This is a genomic window from Halorubrum coriense DSM 10284 (assembly GCF_000337035.1).
Lineage (GTDB): Archaea > Halobacteriota > Halobacteria > Halobacteriales > Haloferacaceae > Halorubrum > Halorubrum coriense.
Genome location: NZ_AOJL01000051.1, coordinates 1 through 18704, shown reverse-complemented (window position 1 = coordinate 18704; position 18704 = coordinate 1). Strand labels below are relative to the sequence as shown.

Genomic DNA, 18704 nt, shown 5'->3' with positions numbered 1-18704 from the left:
TGGCGACCGCCGCGACCGGCGTCGACCTCCTCGCGCCGGGGATCGCCCGCACCGGCGGGATCGACCGCGCGCACGTCCGCCGCCTCGCGTACACCCGCGCCGCCCACGAAGCGATCGCGCGGACGGGGGCCGACGTCGACGCCGCGGTCGCCGCGCTGCGGGCGGCGCCGCTCGACCGCTCCGGGAGCGTCGCGGTCCGCGCCCGCGACGTCCGGGCGACGGCCGGCGTCTCGACGGAAGCGGCCGAGCGGGAACTGGGGAGCGTCCTCGTCGACCGCGGGTTCGACGTCGACCTCGACGACCCCGACCACGTCCTCCGCGCGCTGTTCGCGGCCGGCCCGCGCGCGGACCACGACGCGGTGGCCGGCGCGGACGGCGGCGACGCGGACTGCTGCGCGCTCGGCTGGATCGCCGCCGAGGCCGCCCGCGACTTCGCCCCGAACCCGACCGACCGCCCCTTCTTCCAGCCGGGGAGCATGGCCCCGGCGGACGCCCGCGCGTACGCCAACCTCGCGGGCGCGGCCCCGGGCCGGACGCTGCTCGACCCGATGTGCGGCACCGGCGGTCTGCCCCTCGAAGCGGGCCTCGTCGGGGCCGACGCCGTCGCCTGCGACGCGCAGGCGAAGATGGTCCGCGGGGCGCGGCGGAACTTCCGGGAGTACCTGGACGCCGACGACTCGGCGACGCGAGACGCCGACGACCCCTCCCCCGACTGGCACGTCGCCCGCGGCGACGCGACCGCGCTCCCCTTCCCGGACGACGCGGTCGACGGGGTCGCGTTCGACGCCCCCTACGGCCGGCAGTCGAAGATCGCGCGCCACGAGCTGGCCGACCTCGTCGGGGGCGCGCTTGCGGAGGCGGCCCGGGTCGCGCCGCGCGCGGTGCTCGTCGCCGACCGCGACTGGCGCGGTCCCGCCCGCGACGCCGGCTGGACCGTCGACGCGGCGTTCGAGCGCCGCGTTCACCGGTCGCTGACGCGCCACGTGCTGGTGTTGCGCCGCGGGGGAGACGGGCAGGGCGGGGCGGACGCGGCGGCGACCGCGGTCGACGCGGCCGCGATCTCGCCGGACCGAGAGTGAACGACCGATCGGCGGAATCCCTCCGGTCGGGCGCTGGCGCGACAAGTTTCAGTTCCGCCTCGCCGCCGGGCAACGGTTAAGTGCGCGGCCTCTCGTGGTACTCGCATGACCGGGGACGCCGGGGACATGCTCTCGTGGGACGAGTCGGTGTTCCGCGACGAGTCAGTGTTCGAGATCGACCACGTCCCCGAGACGTTCCGCCACCGGGAGAGCCAGCTGGAGAACCTGAAGTACGCGCTCCGCCCCGCGGTCCGCGGCTCCCGCCCCCTCAACACGATGGTCCGCGGCCCGCCGGGGACCGGGAAGACCACCGCGGTCCAGAAGCTGTTCGGCGAGCTCGGGGCCCGGACCGAGGTGCGGACGGTGCGGGTCAACTGTCAGGTCGACTCCACGCGCTACGCGGTGTTCTCCCGCCTGTTCGAGGGGATCTTCGAGTACGAGCCCCCGTCGTCCGGCATCTCGTTCAAGAAGCTGTTCGGCCAGATCACCGACCGCCTCGTCGAGGAGGACGAGGTGCTCGTCGTCGCTCTGGACGACGTGAACTACCTCTTCTACGAGAACGAGGCGTCGGACACGCTGTACTCGCTGCTGCGCGCCCACGAGGCGCACTCCGGCGCGAAGATCGGCGTCATCGTCGTCTCCTCGGACCTCGGCCTCGACGTGATCGACGACCTCGACACCCGGGTCCAGTCCGTCTTCCGGCCCGAGGAGGTGTACTTCCCCGTCTACGACGCGACCGAGATCTACGACATCCTCTCCGAACGCGCCAAGCGCGGCTTCCACGAGGGGGTCATCGGCGACGCCGAGTTAGAGCGCGTCGCCGACCTTACCGCCGACAGCGGCGACCTCCGAGTCGGGATCGACCTCCTGCGCCGCGCCGGGCTCAACGCCGAGATGCGCGCCTCGAAGACGGTCTCCGAGGAGGACGTCGAGGACGCGTACGACAAGTCGAAGCACGTCCACCTCTCGCGGTCGCTCCGCGGCCTCTCGGAGTCCGAGCGCGACCTCGTCCGCGTCCTCGCCGCCCACGACGGCGAGCGCGCCGGCGCGGTGTACGACGCGTTCAACGACGAGACCGACCTCGGCTACACCCGCTACTCGGAGATCATCAACAAGCTCGACCAGCTCGGCGTGATCGACGCGGAGTACGCCGACGTCGACGGCCGCGGCCGCTCGCGCGAGCTCTCCCTCGCCTACGACGCGGACGCCGTCCTGGACAGGCTGGAGTGACGCGGCCGACGCGCGCGACTCGCCTCCGAGCGCGATCCGGGCCGACGCCTTTTCAACCGCCCCGCGCGCACTCGGTCTCATGAAGACGAGCGGCGGGAGCGACGCGGCGAAGCGTCGGGCGGGCGAGTCGGCCGCCGAGGCGGTCACCGACGGCGACGTGGTCGGGCTCGGGACCGGCTCGACTGCCGCGCACGCGATCCGGCGGATCGGCGACCGAGTCGATTCCGGCCTCGACGCGCGCGGCGTCCCGACCTCCTTCGCGAGCCGCGAGCTCGCGGTCGACGCCGGGATCCCCTGTCTCGACCTCCCGGAGGCGGTCGGTCCCGACGGTCCGGGGATCGACCTCGCCGTCGACGGTGCCGATCAGGTGGCGACCGGCGTCGAGGCGGGCGGCGAACGCGACTCCGGCGGCGCGCTGATAAAGGGGGGCGGCGCGGCCCACGCCCGGGAGAAGCTGGTCGACGCCGCGGCGGACCGCTTCCTCGTCGTCGCCGACCCCTCGAAGGAGTCGCCGCGACTGGACCGGTCGGTCCCGGTCGAGGTGCTGCCCGCGGGCCGGACCGCGGTCGCCGCGGCGGTCCGCGAGGCCGGCGGCGAACCGACCCTACGACGCGCGGAGCGGAAGGACGGCCCCGTCGTGACCGACAACGGGAACCTCGTGCTCGACTGCGCGTTCGGGGAGATCGGCGACCCGACCGGCCTGTCCGCGACGCTGTCGGCGGTTCCGGGGGTCGTCGAACACGGCCTGTTCGTCGGGATCGCCGACGAGGTCCACGTCGGCACGGCGTCCGGCGTCCGGGTCGCGGAGTACTGACCCGCCGTCCCCGAGTTCGACGGACGGCGCGGCCGCTCGGCGGTCGGCGTCCAAATAAAGTGGAACGGAAACGGGTCCGTCTTACAGGTCGCGCGGCTGGACCGTCTTCCGGTCGTTGGCCTCGGCGCGGCGCGCGGCGTCTTCGAGCAGCTCGTCCACTTCGTCGTCCAGCGCGTCGTAGAAGTCCGAAGCGACGTTCTTGTCGTCCAGGGCTTCCTTGACGGCCGCTTTGACAATGAGGTCTGCCATGCGATCGGGCCTACCCGGTGATGGTTAATAAGAGTTCCTGAATTCGACCGCGAGGGACGCCGTGCCGCCCGTTCGCGGGGGGCCGCGAGTACAAGTGGTTATAAGTCTTGTGAGATTCTCGTCTCCGCTCCGCCGCGAGCGCCGTCCGAACGCGGCCCGACCCCGCCGCGAGTGCGGTCCGGTCGGAGCGCGTCCCCGCCGGGTGACGCTCGCGAACGCGCTCCGCTCCCCGATCCGGCCTCGCGCGCGGTTCAGGTCCGGCTCCGAACCGACACCTTCGACCGAGTCCGCCCCCGACGACCCTTCATGCGAGAGACGCTGGCGGCGCTGGAAGCGGGCGAGATCGGCATCGAGGAGGCGGAGTCGCGGCTCGCGGGCTACGCGACCACGGACGCGGGGCGCTTCGACGCCGCCCGCGAGCGCCGCCGCGGGATCCCGGAAGCGATCCTCGCGGAGGGGAAGACGCCCGCGGAGGTCGCCGCGCTGGCGACGACGGCGGTCGACACCACCGGGCGAGCGCTGGTGACCCGCGCCGACGAGGCGACGGCGGCGGCGGTCGCGTCGGCCGTCGGCGACGCGGGGGCGGACGCGACGGTCGACCGCGACGACCGGGTCGGGACCGTCGTCGTCCACGCCGACGGCTTCGAGCCGCCGTCGCTCGACGCCGCGGTCGCCGTCGTGACCGCCGGCACCGGGGACGCGCCGGTCGCCGGCGAGGCGGCGGTCGTCGCCCGCGAGATCGGGGCCGCGGTCGACCGGATCGACGACGTGGGCGTCGCCAACCTCGACCGGATCTTAGACCAGGTCGACCGGGTCCGCGAGGCCGACGCCGTCGTGGTCGCGGCGGGCCGCGAGGGGGCCCTCCCGACGGTCGTGGCCGGCCTCGTCGACGCCCCCGTGATCGCGCTCCCGGTCTCGACCGGCTACGGCGTCGGCGGTGAGGGCGTCGCGGCGCTGGAGGGGGCGCTCCAGTCGTGTTCCGTGCTGACGACCGTCAACGTCGACGCGGGCTTCGTCGCCGGCGCGCAGGCCGGGCTGATCGCCCGCGCGGTCGACGCCGCGCGCACCGAGTGAGCGGCGGGAATCGAGCGGGGGAGTCCGCCGATTTCCGGCTTCGCTTAACCCAGCGTATACCGGCAGCCGACCGGGTCGAAAAAGGGTATTAGTTCGTCCAGCCCGTATGGTAGTTGCCGACGCACGTCGGCATCACATGCCACGCTGTGACCACTGCGGGTCGCACGTTTCGGACCGCTTCGCGCGCGTCTTCGCGGACGAGCACGGCGACCTGAACGCGTGCCCGAAGTGCTCCGCGAACGCGGGCATCGCCGAGGTGTCTCGCGAGCGGACCCGAACCGGGGACTGACCGGCGAAACGCCGATCGAAGGCCGAGCGCACGGAGAGCGACCGCTCCGCTCGCCCCGCGACCGAACACCCGCACGAACTTTGTGCTCGCGCCCGGAGGACCGCTCGTGGCCGACCACCACGTGTACGTCATCGAGTGCGCCGACGGCACCCTCTACACCGGGTACACGACCGACGTCGAGCGGCGCGTCGCCGAACACGACGCCGGCGAGGGCGCGAAGTACACCCGCGGCCGGACCCCCGTCACCCTGCGCCACGTCGAGTCGTTCGACTCGAAGTCGGCGGCGATGTCGCGGGAGTACGCGATCAAGTCGCTGTCCCGCACCGAGAAAGAGCGGCTGATCGGCGAGGGCGACGCGACGGACTGACCGCCCCCTCCGCCGTCACTCGACGAGGCGCTCGATCTCCGTGACGAGGATGCCGGTCGCGCCGACCGAGCGCAGCTCCGAGATGGTCTCGAACACGTCGCGCTCGTCGACGACGGCGTGGACCGCCACCATCCCGTTCCCGTTCTCGTCGGCCTCGACGTCCATCACGGTCGGGCCGCCGAGCCCCGGGATCACGTCCTTCACCGCGTCGAGCCGCTTCTTCGGCGCGTTCATCATCAGGTAGCGGCGGCCGTCGGCCGCGAGGACGGACTCGAAGGCGGTCAACACCTGCTCGACCTTCGGGTCGCCGGCGACGTCCGGGCGGGCGAACAGCCGGACCGAGGAGTCGAGCACGTCGTCGATCACCGCCAGCCGGTTCACCTTCAGCGTCGTCCCCGTCGAGGTGATGTCCACGATGGCGTCGGCCATGTCGACGTGCGGGGTCAGCTCCGTCGCGCCCGTCACCGTGACCACGTCGGCGTCGACGCCCACGCGGTCGAGGTAGTCGCGGGTGACGTTCGGGAACTCGGTGGCCACCGTCTTCTCGGCCAGGTCCTCGACCGCCGACACCCCGCCGTCCTCGGGCGCGGCGAGGACGAGCCGGCAGGAGCCGTAGCCCAGGTCGAGCAGGTCGACGAGGTCGCCGTCGGCCGCCTCGCTCGCGGCGGCGACGACGCCGCCCGACTCGGCCGCCTGGTCGAGTCCGGTGACGCCGAGGTCGGCCGCGCCGTCGCGGACGTACTCGGGGATGTCGGCCGCCCGCGCGAACAGCACCGTCACGTCCTCGTCGACGGTGTCGGCGTACAGCTGTCGGTCGGCGGTCTCCTCGACGTGGAGTCCCGCGCGCTCCAGCAGCGAGAGCGTCGGCTCGTGTAGGCGGCCCTTGTTGGGGACGGCGATGCGCATACGGAACGCCTCGCGGGGGGAGGGGGAAACGTTTTCGTCCTCGGTGTCCCGCCCACACGCATGGACGAAGGAACGGGAGCGGCCCTCCTCTCGCTCGTTATCGCGGTCCCGGTCGTCGGTGCCCTCCTCCTGTCCGGCAGCGTCTCCGGCGCGGCCCTCGCCGGACTCATCGCCGGCGCGATCGCGCTGTCGTCCGTCCTCGCCGATCGGGTCGACGACGGGGACGCGAGCGCGACCGACGCCGAACCGGACCCGTTGAAATCGCTCCGAGACCGTTACGCGCGGGGCGAACTGACGGACGCGGAGTTCGAGCGGCGAGTCGAGCGGCTCCTCGAGACGGAGGACCGATCGACCGCCCGCGATCTCCACCTCGACGGGAGCGACGACGCGGCCGAAACGGAACCCGTCCGCGAGCGCTGACGCGGAGCGCCCGGTCACGGTTCACGCTCGTCGGCCCGTCCGCGACGCCACCAGAGGAGGTAACGGAACGGCACCACGCCCGAAACCGCTGCGAGGACGCCCCGGCATCCCGGGCGCTCGCTTCCCCGAGCGTGCGCGTCGAAGTTGACCCACGCGCCGAGCGCGACCACGACGGACACGAAGAGCGACGCCCCGACCGCGACGACGGGGGTGAACCGGAGGGACACGGGCGCTCGTTCCGACGGGCCGCCGCCGGGTCTTGTCCCGCGCGACGCCGCCTCTCGACGCGACTCCCGCGGGCGGCGACCCGGCTGGCCGCGCCGCTCAAGTGTCTCGCCGCCCAACGACGCGTATTGTGAACGACGCCGACTCCCCCCTCTCGGAGGACCGCCCCACCGTCGACCGCCCGCTCCGCGTCGACGCCCCGTTTGAGCCCGCGGGCGACCAGCCCGAGGCGATCGAGGGGCTGGTCGAGGGGTACGAGTCGGGCGCGAAAAAGCAGACGCTGCTCGGCGTCACCGGATCCGGGAAGACGAACACTGTCTCGTGGGTCGCCGAGGAGCTCGACCAGCCCACCCTCGTGTTGGCCCACAACAAGACGCTCGCGGCCCAGCTGTACGAGGAGTTCCGCGAGCTGTTCCCGGACAACGCCGTCGAGTACTTCGTCTCCTACTACGACTACTACCAGCCGGAGGCGTACGTCGAGCAGACGGACACGTTCATCGACAAGGAGATGTCGATAAACGAGGAGATCGATCGCCTGCGCCACTCCGCGACGCGCTCGCTGCTGACCCGCGACGACGTGATCGTCGTCGCGAGCGTCTCCGCCATCTACGGGCTGGGCGACCCCCAGAACTACCGCGACATGGCGCTCCGCCTGGAGGTCGGCGAGCAGGTCGGCCGCGAGGAGCTGCTCACCCGGCTCGTCGACCTGAACTACGAGCGCAACGACGTGGACTTCACGCAGGGCACCTTCCGCGTCCGCGGCGACACCGTCGAGATATACCCGATGTACGGGCGGTACGCGGTCCGCGTGGAGCTGTGGGGCGACGAGATCGACCGGATGATCAAGGTCGATCCGATGCAGGGCGAGGTCGTCTCGGAGGAGCCCGCGGTGATGCTCCACCCGGCGGAGCACTACTCGATCCCGGACGACAAGCTCGAGCAGGCGATCGCGGAGATCGAGGACCTGATGGAGAAGCGGGTCGGCTACTTCGAGCGGCAGGGCGACCTCGTGGCCGCCCAGCGCATCGAGGAGCGGACCACCTTCGACGTCGAGATGCTGCGGGAGGCGGGCTACTGCTCGGGGATCGAGAACTACTCGGTCCACATGGACGACCGCGAGTCGGGCGACGCCCCCTACACCCTCCTCGACTACTTCCCCGACGACTTCCTCACCGTCGTCGACGAGTCCCACCAGACGATCCCGCAGATCAAGGGCCAGTACGAGGGCGACAAGTCGCGGAAGGACTCGCTCGTCGAGAACGGGTTCCGGCTACCGACCGCCTACGACAACCGCCCGCTCACCTTCGAGGAGTTCGAGGAGAAGACCGACCGCACGCTCTACGTCTCCGCGACGCCCGCCGACTACGAGCGCGAGACCTCCGACCGGATCGTCGAGCAGATCGTCCGCCCGACGCACCTCGTCGACCCGAAGGTCGAGGTGACGGGCGCGACGGGGCAGGTCGACGACCTCCTCGAACGCGTCGACGACCGGATCGAGCGCGACGAGCGCGTCCTCGTCACCACGCTCACCAAGCGGATGGCGGAGGACCTCACGGAGTACCTCGAGGAGGCCGGCGTCGACGTGGCGTACATGCACGACGAGACGGACACCTTGGAGCGCCACGAGATCATCCGCGACCTCCGGCTCGGCAACATCGACGTGCTCGTCGGTATCAACCTGCTCCGCGAGGGGCTCGACATCCCGGAGGTGAGCCTCGTCGCCATCCTCGACGCCGACCAGGAGGGGTTCCTCCGCTCCACCACGACGCTCGTCCAGACGATGGGGCGGGCCGCCCGCAACGTCAACGGCGAGGTCGTCCTCTACGCCGACGAGGTGACCGACTCGATGGAGGCGGCCATCGGGGAGACCCAGCGCCGCCGCGAGATCCAGCTCGAGTACAACGCCGAGCACGGCCACGAGGCGACGACCATCGACAAGCCGGTCAGCGAGACGAACCTCCCCGGCTCGAAGACGGACACCTCGTCGGTCAGCGTCGGCGACGTGGAGAGCGAAGACGAGGCGAAAGCGCAGATAGAGGCGCTCGAAGACCGCATGGACGAGGCCGCGAGCAACCTCGAGTTCGAGCTGGCCGCCGACATCCGCGACCGGATCGCGGAGCTCCGCCGCGCGTTCGAGCTCGACGGCGGCGACGACGGCGTGCCGGCGCCGATGATCGACGAGTAGCGTCCGATTCTCAGTCCCCGTCACCGCGACGGCGGGGTTTTTACCTCGGTGCGCCGCACTCCCGACCGTGTACCGCCGCGCCGTCGTCGCCGGAGCGCTCGCCGCCGCCACCCCGGGGTGCGTCGACCGCCTCCACGACGTCGCCGCTTCCGCCCCCGGCGACCTCAGTGTGCGGAGCCGGTACGTCGACGGCAATCCGATGGTCGACGCGCGCAGCGTCCTCGCGCGCCCGGAGGAGCTGTTGACCCACGCGGCCTCCTTCCGCTCCGCCTCGTCCGCCCGTAACGCGCTCAAGTCCGACGCGACCGAGTCCCGCGAGTTCGTCGAGCGCACCGACTTCGTCGACGACGGGGGCGAGGCGGTCCTCCTGATCGCCCAGCGGCTCACCGCGCCCGAGGTCCGACTCCGCCTCGGCGGGATCAGCCGCACCGGCGACCACTCGCTCCGGATCGCCGTCGATCAGGGCGGGGTCCGCGGCGAGGTCGAGACCGACGAGCCGGTCGTGAAGACGCTCCTGATGCGGCTCACCGACGAGCGCGGCCCGCCGGAGCGCGTGATCGTCGTCGTCGGCGGGCAGCGAGCCGGCATCACGGTGTGACGGTCGGGGCGCTCGTTCCGCCGCGATACCCGCGCGGTCCCGCGATCGTTTTGTGGCCGCGGCGCGTCCGGCCGACCATGTCACTCCGCAGTCGCCTCCGCGGATCGGCCCTCCTCGTCGTCGGCGCGGCCGCGCTCGGTCTCGCGGGAGCGGTCGCCCCGGCGCTCGTCCCCTCCTCGTCCGCGGCCGACGGCATCGCGCTGGCCGTGCCGTCGCCCGTCTCGTCGCTCGCCGCTCCCGCGCTCCTCGCGGGCGGTTCGGTCCTGCTCGTCGGGGGCGCGGCCGCCGCGACCGGCACGGACGGCTCCGCCCGCGCCGCGCTGGTCGCGCCCGCCCTCGGTGCCGTCGCCGCGCTCGCGTTCGGCGTCGGGCTCGTCGTCGCGCCCGAGTCGATCTCCGCGACGGCGACGAACCCGGCGGCGCGCGCCGCCCTCACCGCCGGCCCGCCTGCGCGGATCGCCGCGGGGGCCGTCGTCGGCGGTGCCGTCGCTCCGGTGGTCCGAGCCGCGGTCGCGGAGGACACGGTCGCCCTCCTCGCCGGCTCCGTCCTGCTGCTCACGGCGCTCGCGGCGGGGGCGCCCGACCCCCTCTCGCTGGTCACCGGGGGCGCGGGCGGCGTCGCCGCCGTCGGCCTCCTCTGGGTCGTCGATCCCGGCCGCTGGCAGCCCTGATCCGGCTCCCGACCGCTCGCCGCCGATCGGTCGTCCGGCCGCTCGCTCTCCGCCTCCAGTTCGACGTCGCGGTCGGCCTCCCGCGTCTCGTCCTCCTCCCCGGCGCTGTCGACGTCGTCCGAGTCTCGCGTCTCGTCGGTGTCTCCCCCGCGTCCGGCCCTGGGTTCGCGCTCCTCGCCCGACCGCTCCGCGGAGCCATCGCGATCGGACCAGCGCGGCGGCTCGACGCCGCCAGTCGGGCACTGTCGCGACCGCCCGTAACCGGAGATCGCCGCTCAGTCACCGTCTCGGCACCGCCCGTTTGCGGACCCGGGGAACGGCTCCGCGCTCCTAGCATGAAAGTGAATTTGTGATACTACAACCTTGTTGGTAATAGTTATAACCGTGGAGTCAGTGTGATCGGGTACGGTTCACACGGCTACACTCGCGGTACGCTGTGCGACCGTCTCCCGAGCGACGCGACTGCGGTCGAATTCACCGGACTGACGCTAGACAGTGGCAGCGGTAACCCAACGCAATCGGTCACGTCTGAGATGGCTAAATGAGCGAAAGCGAAAACGCAACCACCGACGCGAGTACAGGCGCAGAGACAGAGACGGACATCTTCTCGGAGCGAACACAGCTGAAGCCCTACGAGTACGGCGAGTTTCTCGACTACGTCGAGGCGATCCGGAACAGCTACTGGATCCACACCGAGTTCAACTTCGACGGAGACGTCCAAGACTTCAAAGTCAACACGACCCCCGCCGAGCAGACCGTTATCAAGCGGACGATGTTGGCTATCGCACAGATCGAGGTACAGGTGAAGACGTTCTGGTCGGACATCTACGAGGAGATGCCCAAAGCCGAGGTCGGGAACGTGGGCATGACCTTCGCGGAAAGCGAGGTGCGGCACATGGACGCCTACAGTCACCTGCTCGACGTCTTAGGGATCACGGACGACTTCGAGCAGGTGACTGCGGAGCCGGCGATGAAAGAGCGGATCGAGTATCTCGACGAGTACCTAGAGAAGAGCGAGAGCGACGACGAACGGGAGTACGTGATGAGCATCCTGCTGTTCAGTGCGTTCGTCGAACACGTGTCGCTGTTCAGCCAGTTCCTCATCATGACGAGCTTCGACAAGCACGAAAAGAAGTTCACCGGGATAGCGAACGCCGTCGAAGCGACCAGCAAAGAGGAGCAGATCCACGGGCTGTTCGGGGTCGAGCTGGTGGAGACGATCAGAGCGGAGAACCCGGACCTCTTCGACGACGAGTTCGAGGAAGACGTGCGAGAAGCCTGCCGGCAGGCCTACGAGGCGGAGACGGAGATCCTAGATTGGATATTCGACGACGGCGAGCTGGCGTTCCTTCCCAGGGCGCACGTCGACGCGTTCCTGCGAGACCGCTTCAATCAGAGCCTCGAAAACGTCGGCGTGGAACCGATATTCGAGACGGACGACGACCTGCTCGCGGAGACGCGCTGGTTCGACGAGGACATCATGATGACGAAGGATAACGACTTCTTCAGCAAGCGGTCGACCACGTACAACAAGCACACGCAGAGCGTTACCGCGGAGGATATGTTCTAATGGCACAAACAGCACTCGACAGCGTCGAGCAACGGCATTCGGAACCGTTCTATTGGCTGAACGAGGACAGCAGGGAGTTTCTCAGAGAGGGATACCTGCTCGAGGGCGTCGAAGCGGAAGAGCGAGTCAGGCAGATAGCGGAGCGCGCCGAGGAGATCTTGGGTGACGAGGGCTTCGCGGACACGTTCTACGAGTACATGAGCCGCGGCTTCTACAGTCTCGCCAGCCCGGTGTGGTCCAACTTCGGACTGGACAGAGGCCTCCCTATCAGTTGCTTCGGCAGCTACATGGAAGACGACATCGAGAGTATCCTCCACACCCAAGCCGAGGTGGGTGAGATGACCAAGCAGGGCGGCGGCACGAGCGGGTACTTCGGTGAGCTGCGGCCCCGGGGCAGTCCGATAACGAACAACGGCAAGAGCAACGGGAGTTACAGTTTCACGGAGCTGTTCGATACGATCATCAACGTCATCAGCCAGGGCGAAACCCGGCGCGGGCAGTTCGCCGGCTACATCGACGTCGAACACGACGACTTGGAAGAATGGCTCAACATCAAGACCGAAGGGGACCCGGTACAGGACATCTACTACGGCGTCATCGTCGGTGACGACTGGTTTCAGGCGATGATCGACGGCGACGAGGAGAAGCGAGCGATCTGGGCGGACATCATCGAGACCCGGATCAACATCGGCGTCCCGTATATCATCTTCCGGGGGAACATGAACGAGGGGAAGCCGCAGGTGTACAAGGACAAGGAGTACCAGATAAACGCGTCCAACCTGTGTACCGAGATAGCGCTGCCGGCCACGGCGGACGAGAGCTTCGTCTGCTGTCTCTCGAGTATGAACGCCCTCCACTACGACGAGTGGAAGGACACCGACGCGGTGGAGACGCTGACGCGGTTCCTGGACGCGGTGATGGAGGAATTCATTCAAGAGACCGAGGGCGTCCGGTTCATGGAGCGGGCCGTGCGGTTCGCGAAGAGACACAGGGCGATAGGGATCGGCGTCCTCGGCTGGCACAGCTACCTCCAGAGCAACATGATCCCCTTCGACAGCATGGAGGCGATGGAGAAGAACGAGGAGATATTCCGGACGATCAGAGAGCGGAGCTACGAGGCGAGCGAAGCGCTCGCCGACGAGTTCGGGGAGCCGGAGGTCCTCGAGGGCTACGGCAGGCGGAACACGACGACGATGAGCGTGGCTCCGACGAAATCGAGCAGCGTCATCCTGGGTCAGGTCAGTCCGAGCATCGAGCCGCTGAAATCGAACTACTTCGTGCGAGACGGTGCGAAGCTCAAGTCGACGCAGAAGAACAGATTCCTCCAAGCGATACTGGCAGAGCGGGGCGAAGACACGCGCGAAGTCTGGGACAGCATCGCCAACAGAGACGGGAGCGTTCAACATCTCGACTGCCTGACGGACCACGAGAAAGACGTGTTCAAGACCTTCGCCGAGATCCCGCAGATGGCGATCATCAACCAGGCGGCACAGAGACAGAAACACATCGACCAAGCACAGAGCGTGAACGTCTCGATCGACCCGAGCGAAGTGAGCGTCAAGGAGATCAACCAGCTCTACATCGAAGCGTGGAAGAAAGGGGTCAAGAGCCTCTACTATCAGCACAGCGTGAACGCCGCACAGAAGTTCAGCCGGGATATTCTCGAGTGTCGGGCCTGTGAGAGCTGATCGCTACTCGTAGTCGGCTCGCTCACGTCTCAGTCATCCCGTCTCCGACTCCGGACCGACGTCTTCGGGCCCGGGAACGTCGGCGGCCCGGGCGGCGTCGGCGGCGCGGTCGCGGCGACCTTCTCCGTCGACGACGTGTGGCAGCCGTGAGTCGGGCTTACGTCCCCGGCCGCTCGCTTTCGCTCTCCAACTCGATCTCGCGGTCGGCCTCCCGCGTCTCGTCCTGCCGGCCGAGGTCGACGTCGCGGGCGGTGTCCGCGTCCCGGGTCTCGTCGGTCCGGAGGTCGCTGTCGGCCACGGTGTCGAGCTGTTCGAGGGCGCTCTCGATGTCCTCCAACCCGAGGAGCTTCTCCGTTTCCTCGTCGAACTCCTTCCCCTCCAGCCCCTCCATCTGCTGGACGTCGGATCCGGAGAGGGCCTTGCCGTAGCGGCCGACGAGGCTGGTGAGCTCCTGAGGGAGGACGAACGTGGTGGACTCGCCTTTCCCGATCTCTTCTAAGGTCTCCATGCCGCGTTCGATGATGGCGCGCTCGCCCATCGACTCGGCGGAGCGGGCGCGGAGGACCGTCGAGATCGCGTCCCCCTGCGCTTCGAGGATCTGGCTCTGTTTCTCCCCCTGTGCGCGGATGATGTTGGACTGCTTGTCACCCTCGGCCTGCTCGACCGCGGAGCGGCGTTCACCCTGCGCTTCGAGGATCATCGCGCGGCGNATGTTGGACTGCTTGTCACCCTCGGCCTGCTCGACCGCGGAGCGGCGTTCACCCTGCGCTTCGAGGATCATCGCGCGGCGGCGGCGCTCCGCGCCGGTCTGCTGCTCCATCGCGCGCTGGACCTCCTGGGAGGGGCTCACCTCGCGGACCTCGACGGCCTCGACGCGGATCCCCCACTCGTCGGTCGGCTCGTCGAGCTCCTCGTTGATCCGGTCGTTGATCAGCTCCCGCTGCGAGAGCGTGTCGTCGAGCTCCATGTCGCCGATGACGGCGCGGAGGGTGGTCTGCGCGAGGTTCGACACGGCGTTCTTGTAGTCGTCGACCTCCAAGAAGGCCTTCTTCGCGTCCATCACCTTGATGTAGACGACCGCGTCGGCGGTCACCGGCGAGTTGTCCCGGGTGATCGCCGACTGGCTCGGCACGTCGATCGTCTGGGTCCGCATGTCGAACGCGTACGTCCGCGAGACGAACGGCGGGATGAGGTGGACGCCCGGTTCGAGCAGCTGGCGGTACTCGCCGAAGACGGTGAGCGTCTCCTTGTCGTAGGCGTCGACGATCTCGACGGCGCTGACGACCGTGACGGCCGCCAACAGCACCGCGAGCGCCGCGACGCCGAAGGCGAGGCTCTGTCCGAGGAGGGCGACGCCGACGAGGAGGGCGACGCCGAGCGCGAGGTACTGCCAGACCCCGTCCGGGATCTCCGCCATCAGCTCCTCAAGCTCGGCGGAATCGCCGCGCGGACCTTGTGTTCCCATACGTCGAGTTACGGCCCGACGCTGTTAACGGTTGGCACGAGCGCGACGGCGGACCGCTTCCCATCCGCCGATCCGCGGTCGCGGCGGTCAGTTCGGAGCCCCGTGGCCGTCGCCTCGGAGATCCGCGGCGGTCGGCTCGGAGATACCGGAAACGTCCGCGTGGGCCGGCCGGGTTTAAATACGCGGCGCGGGTACGAGTATCCATGCCAGCAGACGAGGAGACCGACGCTCCCCGATTCAGCACCCGAAGCGTACACGCCGGCGCGGACCCGGACCCGACCACCGGCGCGCGCGCGACGCCCATCTACCAGACGACCGCCTACCAGTTCGACGACGCCGACCACGCTGCCGACCTCTTCGGCTTGGAGGAGGCCGGCAACGTCTACTCCCGGCTGATGAACCCGACCAACGCCGCGCTCGAAGAGCGGATCGCCTCGCTCGAGGGCGGCGTCGGCGCGGTCGCGACCGCCTCGGGGATGGCCGCGCTCGACGTGACGACGTTCCTGCTCGCCTCGGCGGGCGACAACATCGTCACCTCGTCGGCGCTGTACGGCGGCACCTACACCTACCTCACCCACACGGTCGAGCGCCGCGGCGTCTCGACCCGATTCGTCGACCCGCTCGACTACGAGGGGTACGCCGAGGCCATCGACGAGGACACCGCGTACGTCCACCTCGAGACGATCGGGAACCCCGCTCTGGTCACCCCCGACATCCAGCGGATCGCCGACATCGCGCACGACCACGGCGTCCCGCTGTTCGTCGACAACACGTTCGCGACGCCGTACCTCTGCCGCCCGCTCGAACACGGGGCCGACCTCATCTGGGAGTCGACGACGAAGTGGCTCACCGGCAACGGCACCACCGTCGGCGGCGTCGTCGTCGACGGCGGCTCGTTCCCGTGGGCCGAGCACGCCGAGAAGTACCCCGAGATCGCGCAGGACAACCCCGCGTACCACGGCATCAACTTCGCCGAGCGGTTTGGCGACGCGGCGTTCACCTTCGCGGCGGTCACGCGGGGCCTGCGCGACCTGGGCGACCAGCAGTCGCCGTTCGACGCGTGGAACACGCTCCAGCAGACGGAGTCGCTCCCGCTGCGGATGGACCGCCACTCCGAGAACGCGGGGATCGTCGCCGAGTACCTCGAGGGCCACGACGACGTGGCGTGGGTGAACTATCCCGGTCTGGAGAGCCACGAGACCCACGAGGAGGCGACCGAGTACCTGGAGGGCGGCTACGGCGGCATGCTCACGTTCGGGCTGGAGGCCGGCTACGAGGCCGCGCGCGCCACCGTCGAGGAGGCGGACCTCGCCTCGCTCGTCGCGAACGTCGGCGACGCGAAGACGCTCGTCATCCACCCGGCGTCGACGACCCACCAGCAGCTGACGGAAGAAGAACAGGAGGCCGCGGGCGTCACCGCCGACATGGTGCGCCTCTCGGTCGGCATCGAGGACCCCGCCGACATCGTCGCGGACCTCGAAGCCGCCATCGAGGCGGCGACCGCCTAACCGCGATCGGCCGTTTCTGACGGGTTAATCCCGTCGAAATCTCCGGGGGCTGACACCAACCCTGTGCGGGATACAGAGGGAGAACCGATACCGAGGCCACGGTATTCTATTTAAGATCTCTCGCTTTCAGAAGGGATATATTGGTAACTGGTGATCGCGAGAACCGCAAGTACGAGGGTTACCGGGACACCGAAAAGGAGCAACACGAAGGTGGGCATTCCTGAACCGAGTCCCGCTCCGTAACCAACTAACGAGTAGCAGTCCGACTCGTATACGATGTAATTCTCATAATCGCTGTCGGAAGAGATATCGAACTGTTCCGGGTTTGTCGTCGTCGTGTACGCTCCGTTTGACTGGAGCGTCGATAGGAACACTTCCTGAGCCTCTGGCGATAATTCGTCGAATTGAGAGACTCGATGGTCTTCCGCCGTATCGCACCCCGCTACTTGAGCGTCGACCCTGTAGTCAATTTGCTCGGCATCGGTTTGTGCCGTGTGGAATGCCGTGGCGACCAATACCCCACTCGTGAGCGCTAACAGCGCCAACCCAATTGTGAGAATGTTGTGACGTGTCAGATCGGGCCGACGGTAGAAGATACGTCCTACGATGAGGTACGTCGCGAGTAGAGCCCCGAGTACAAGACTCCAAGTTGAGAGTACTATCTGATTCTACTAATAACGAATTATATGTTTTGTGCGGGTCTACGAACTACCACGCTTAGCGCAGCGTGGTAACAGCAAGCTGAGAATACTTTGGACTGCTCCCGGTTTATACGACATTCGCGCGCTACATTCGGCACGCCTCTAAGGGCGTCTCACCGGTCGAGGATTTCAACGGGGTCGACGGTCCCGCTTTCTCTCGCCGAGTCATCATCCTCCCGACTTACTCCTCGAACCCCTCTTCCCACCTGAACGTCCCGTTCCGCTGGACGACCTCGCCGTCGACCTCCATCCGGGAGTCGACGCTCACGTCGGTGATCATGTCGACGTGGACCGCGCTGTCGTTGCCGGACTCGCCTTCCGGCAGGCAGGCGTCGTAGGCGCGGCCGACCGCGAGGTGGACCGTGTCGCCCATCTTCTCGTCGAAGAGGATCGAGTCGGTGAACCGGTCGATGCCGCGGTTCATCCCGATACCCAGCTCGCCCAGCCGCCGCGCGCCGTCGTCGGTGTCGAGGATGTCCGCGAGCGCGTCCTCGCCCGACTCCGCCGCGAAGTCGACGACCTCACCGCCCTCGAACGCGAGGTGGACGTTCCGCACGCGCGTCGCGTCGATGGTCATCGGCACGTCGAAGAACGCCTCGCCCTCGGTGTCGTACGGCGCGGTGAACACCTCGCCAGAGGGGAGGTTGTGCGAGTCGTACGCGACGGAGGCGGCGGAGTTGACCGCGGTGCGACCGGCGATCGACATCGTCACGTCCGTGTCGGGCGCGCCGTCGCGCTCGGTGACGATCCGGACGGTTTCGCCGGCGTCGAGGACGTCCTTCATCCGCGCCATCTCGTCGGCGAGCGACTCCCAGTCCCGGAGGACGGCGTCGTAGACGAACTCCCGATACTCCTCGTAGGCCATCCCGGCCTGCTGGGCGAGGCTCCGGGTCGGATGGACCGTCGACACCCAGTCCGTGTCCATCCGCGCCTCCCGGACCCCCTGCCGCGCCTTCGCGTACGCCTGCCGGGTCGGGCGGTCGACGTCCGCGGTCGCGGTGGTGTTGCGCCCGCCGCCGATCCGGAGGTAGGCGTCGGCGGCCTCGAACACCGCGCGGTCGACGGCGGGGTCCGCGTCGAAGTCGTCCGCGTCGACGTCGCCGTCGACCCCGGCCTCGACGCCTTTTAAATACGCACGGGAGAGTTCCGCCGAGCCGTACAGCGTCGTCACGTTCGCGCCCCGCTCGCCGAGCGCCGCGGCGACCGCGACCCCCAGCTCGTGGGCGTCTTCCGCGACGCTGACGACGACATCGTCGCCGGCCTCGACCCGCGCGCTCCAGTCGACGAGCACCTCGGCGTGCTCGCGTACGCGTTCGTCCATTACGCGGTACGTGGGAGGGGAGCGGTAAATCGGTGCCGGGACGCTGATTACGAATGCGTGGCCGAGGGCGTGACATTCTCCGCCGACGCGTCGGCCAATTGTTTCGTCGGACCCGCGGAGAACATCATCGAAGCCCCAGTCGCTCGATGATAAATCGTCGTCACCGAATCGGAGTCGAACACTGCCAAAGCCCCAGTCGCGAGGACTCGCGCGGCTCGGTGCGCTCCTCGACCGCTCACTTCGTTCGCGGTCTGCGGTGCTTCTGTCGCCGTGCTTCGTCCTCGCGACTGCCCCTTTGAGTCCCGCCCCACACGGCACCGCAGCCTCACGCCTCCCCAACCTAT

The 18704-nt window shown here is 68.8% G+C and carries 18 protein-coding genes and 1 pseudogene (1 of these 19 running past the window's edge); 13 read left to right on the top strand and 6 right to left on the bottom strand.

Going from position 1 to position 18704, the window contains the following annotated elements; translation table 11 throughout:
- From C464_RS12285 to rpiA, 3 genes and pseudogenes are all read left to right on the top strand, one after another.
- Positions 1-1079: pseudogene (locus tag C464_RS12285) on the top strand (TIGR01177 family methyltransferase); it begins 46 nt to the left of the window's first position.
- A 105-nt stretch (positions 1080-1184) separates the two neighbouring features.
- Complete coding sequence (locus tag C464_RS12280) at positions 1185-2309, top strand: ORC1-type DNA replication protein (RefSeq protein WP_006114030.1); 1125 nt, start codon at positions 1185-1187, stop codon at positions 2307-2309.
- A 79-nt stretch (positions 2310-2388) separates the two neighbouring features.
- A complete protein-coding gene (gene rpiA / locus C464_RS12275; protein ID WP_006114029.1) occupies positions 2389-3123 on the top strand; it encodes a ribose-5-phosphate isomerase RpiA in 735 nt (244 codons plus the stop codon).
- 81 nt (positions 3124-3204) lie between these two features.
- Here the strand turns inward: rpiA and C464_RS12270 are convergent, their stop codons facing one another.
- The gene (locus C464_RS12270) at positions 3205-3372 is read right to left on the bottom strand and encodes a DUF1931 family protein (protein WP_004047560.1); all 168 of its coding nucleotides are present in this window, start codon (positions 3370-3372) and stop codon (positions 3205-3207) included.
- A gap of 306 nt (positions 3373-3678) precedes the next feature.
- Here C464_RS12270 and larB point away from each other — a divergent pair, with 306 nt between their 5' ends.
- From larB to C464_RS12260, 3 genes are all read left to right on the top strand, one after another.
- On the top strand, positions 3679-4446 hold the full coding sequence (larB, locus tag C464_RS12265; protein ID WP_006114027.1) for a nickel pincer cofactor biosynthesis protein LarB: 768 nt from the start codon (positions 3679-3681) through the stop codon (positions 4444-4446).
- Positions 4447-4582: 136 nt separating this feature from the next.
- Positions 4583-4735, top strand: coding sequence for a DUF7563 family protein (locus C464_RS19265; RefSeq protein ID WP_004599353.1), 153 nt, complete (start codon positions 4583-4585; stop codon positions 4733-4735).
- A gap of 106 nt (positions 4736-4841) precedes the next feature.
- Positions 4842-5102 (top strand): GIY-YIG nuclease family protein, encoded by a 261-nt coding sequence (locus C464_RS12260; RefSeq protein WP_049911125.1) that lies wholly within the window; start codon positions 4842-4844, stop codon positions 5100-5102.
- A gap of 15 nt (positions 5103-5117) precedes the next feature.
- On the opposite strand, the gene hisG is transcribed toward C464_RS12260, so the two are convergent.
- Complete coding sequence (gene hisG / locus C464_RS12255; RefSeq protein ID WP_006114025.1) at positions 5118-6008, bottom strand: ATP phosphoribosyltransferase; 891 nt, start codon at positions 6006-6008, stop codon at positions 5118-5120.
- A gap of 60 nt (positions 6009-6068) precedes the next feature.
- Here hisG and C464_RS12250 point away from each other — a divergent pair, with 60 nt between their 5' ends.
- Positions 6069-6428: an SHOCT domain-containing protein gene (locus C464_RS12250; RefSeq protein WP_006114024.1), complete on the top strand. Its 360-nt coding sequence runs from the start codon at positions 6069-6071 to the stop codon at positions 6426-6428.
- Between the two features lie 14 nt (positions 6429-6442).
- Here C464_RS12250 and C464_RS12245 read toward each other — a convergent pair whose 3' ends face one another.
- Entirely contained in the window at positions 6443-6655 is a 213-nt protein-coding gene (locus C464_RS12245; RefSeq protein WP_006114023.1) for a hypothetical protein, read from the bottom strand.
- A 128-nt stretch (positions 6656-6783) separates the two neighbouring features.
- Here C464_RS12245 and uvrB point away from each other — a divergent pair, with 128 nt between their 5' ends.
- The 5 genes from uvrB (at position 6784) to C464_RS12220 (ending at position 13365) form a co-directional block, all read left to right on the top strand.
- A complete protein-coding gene (uvrB, locus tag C464_RS12240) occupies positions 6784-8838 on the top strand; it encodes an excinuclease ABC subunit UvrB (RefSeq protein WP_006114022.1) in 2055 nt (684 codons plus the stop codon).
- Between the two features lie 67 nt (positions 8839-8905).
- Positions 8906-9436 carry a hypothetical protein gene (locus C464_RS12235; protein ID WP_006114021.1) on the top strand — a complete coding sequence of 177 codons (531 nt, stop codon included), beginning with the start codon at positions 8906-8908 and terminating at the stop codon, positions 9434-9436.
- Between the two features lie 77 nt (positions 9437-9513).
- Positions 9514-10107, top strand: a complete 594-nt coding sequence (locus tag C464_RS12230; RefSeq protein WP_049911123.1) for a hypothetical protein — start codon at positions 9514-9516, stop codon at positions 10105-10107.
- Positions 10108-10648: 541 nt separating this feature from the next.
- The gene (locus C464_RS12225; protein ID WP_006114018.1) at positions 10649-11677 is read left to right on the top strand and encodes a ribonucleotide-diphosphate reductase subunit beta; all 1029 of its coding nucleotides are present in this window, start codon (positions 10649-10651) and stop codon (positions 11675-11677) included.
- Entirely contained in the window at positions 11677-13365 is a 1689-nt protein-coding gene (locus C464_RS12220) for a ribonucleoside-diphosphate reductase subunit alpha (protein ID WP_006114017.1), read from the top strand. Before C464_RS12225 ends, C464_RS12220 begins: the two co-directional genes overlap by 1 nt.
- Before the next feature lie 157 nt (positions 13366-13522).
- Here C464_RS12220 and C464_RS12215 read toward each other — a convergent pair whose 3' ends face one another.
- Positions 13523-14830 carry an SPFH domain-containing protein gene (locus C464_RS12215; protein WP_049911121.1) on the bottom strand — a complete coding sequence of 436 codons (1308 nt, stop codon included), beginning with the start codon at positions 14828-14830 and terminating at the stop codon, positions 13523-13525.
- 203 nt (positions 14831-15033) lie between these two features.
- Here C464_RS12215 and C464_RS12210 point away from each other — a divergent pair, with 203 nt between their 5' ends.
- On the top strand, positions 15034-16338 hold the full coding sequence (locus tag C464_RS12210) for an O-acetylhomoserine aminocarboxypropyltransferase/cysteine synthase family protein (RefSeq protein WP_006114015.1): 1305 nt from the start codon (positions 15034-15036) through the stop codon (positions 16336-16338).
- A gap of 110 nt (positions 16339-16448) precedes the next feature.
- On the opposite strand, the gene C464_RS12205 is transcribed toward C464_RS12210, so the two are convergent.
- On the bottom strand, positions 16449-16853 hold the full coding sequence (locus C464_RS12205; protein WP_152420936.1) for a hypothetical protein: 405 nt from the start codon (positions 16851-16853) through the stop codon (positions 16449-16451).
- A gap of 367 nt (positions 16854-17220) precedes the next feature.
- A complete protein-coding gene (locus C464_RS12200; protein WP_006114013.1) occupies positions 17221-18360 on the bottom strand; it encodes an aminopeptidase in 1140 nt (379 codons plus the stop codon).
- Between the last annotated feature and the right edge of the window lie 344 nt (positions 18361-18704).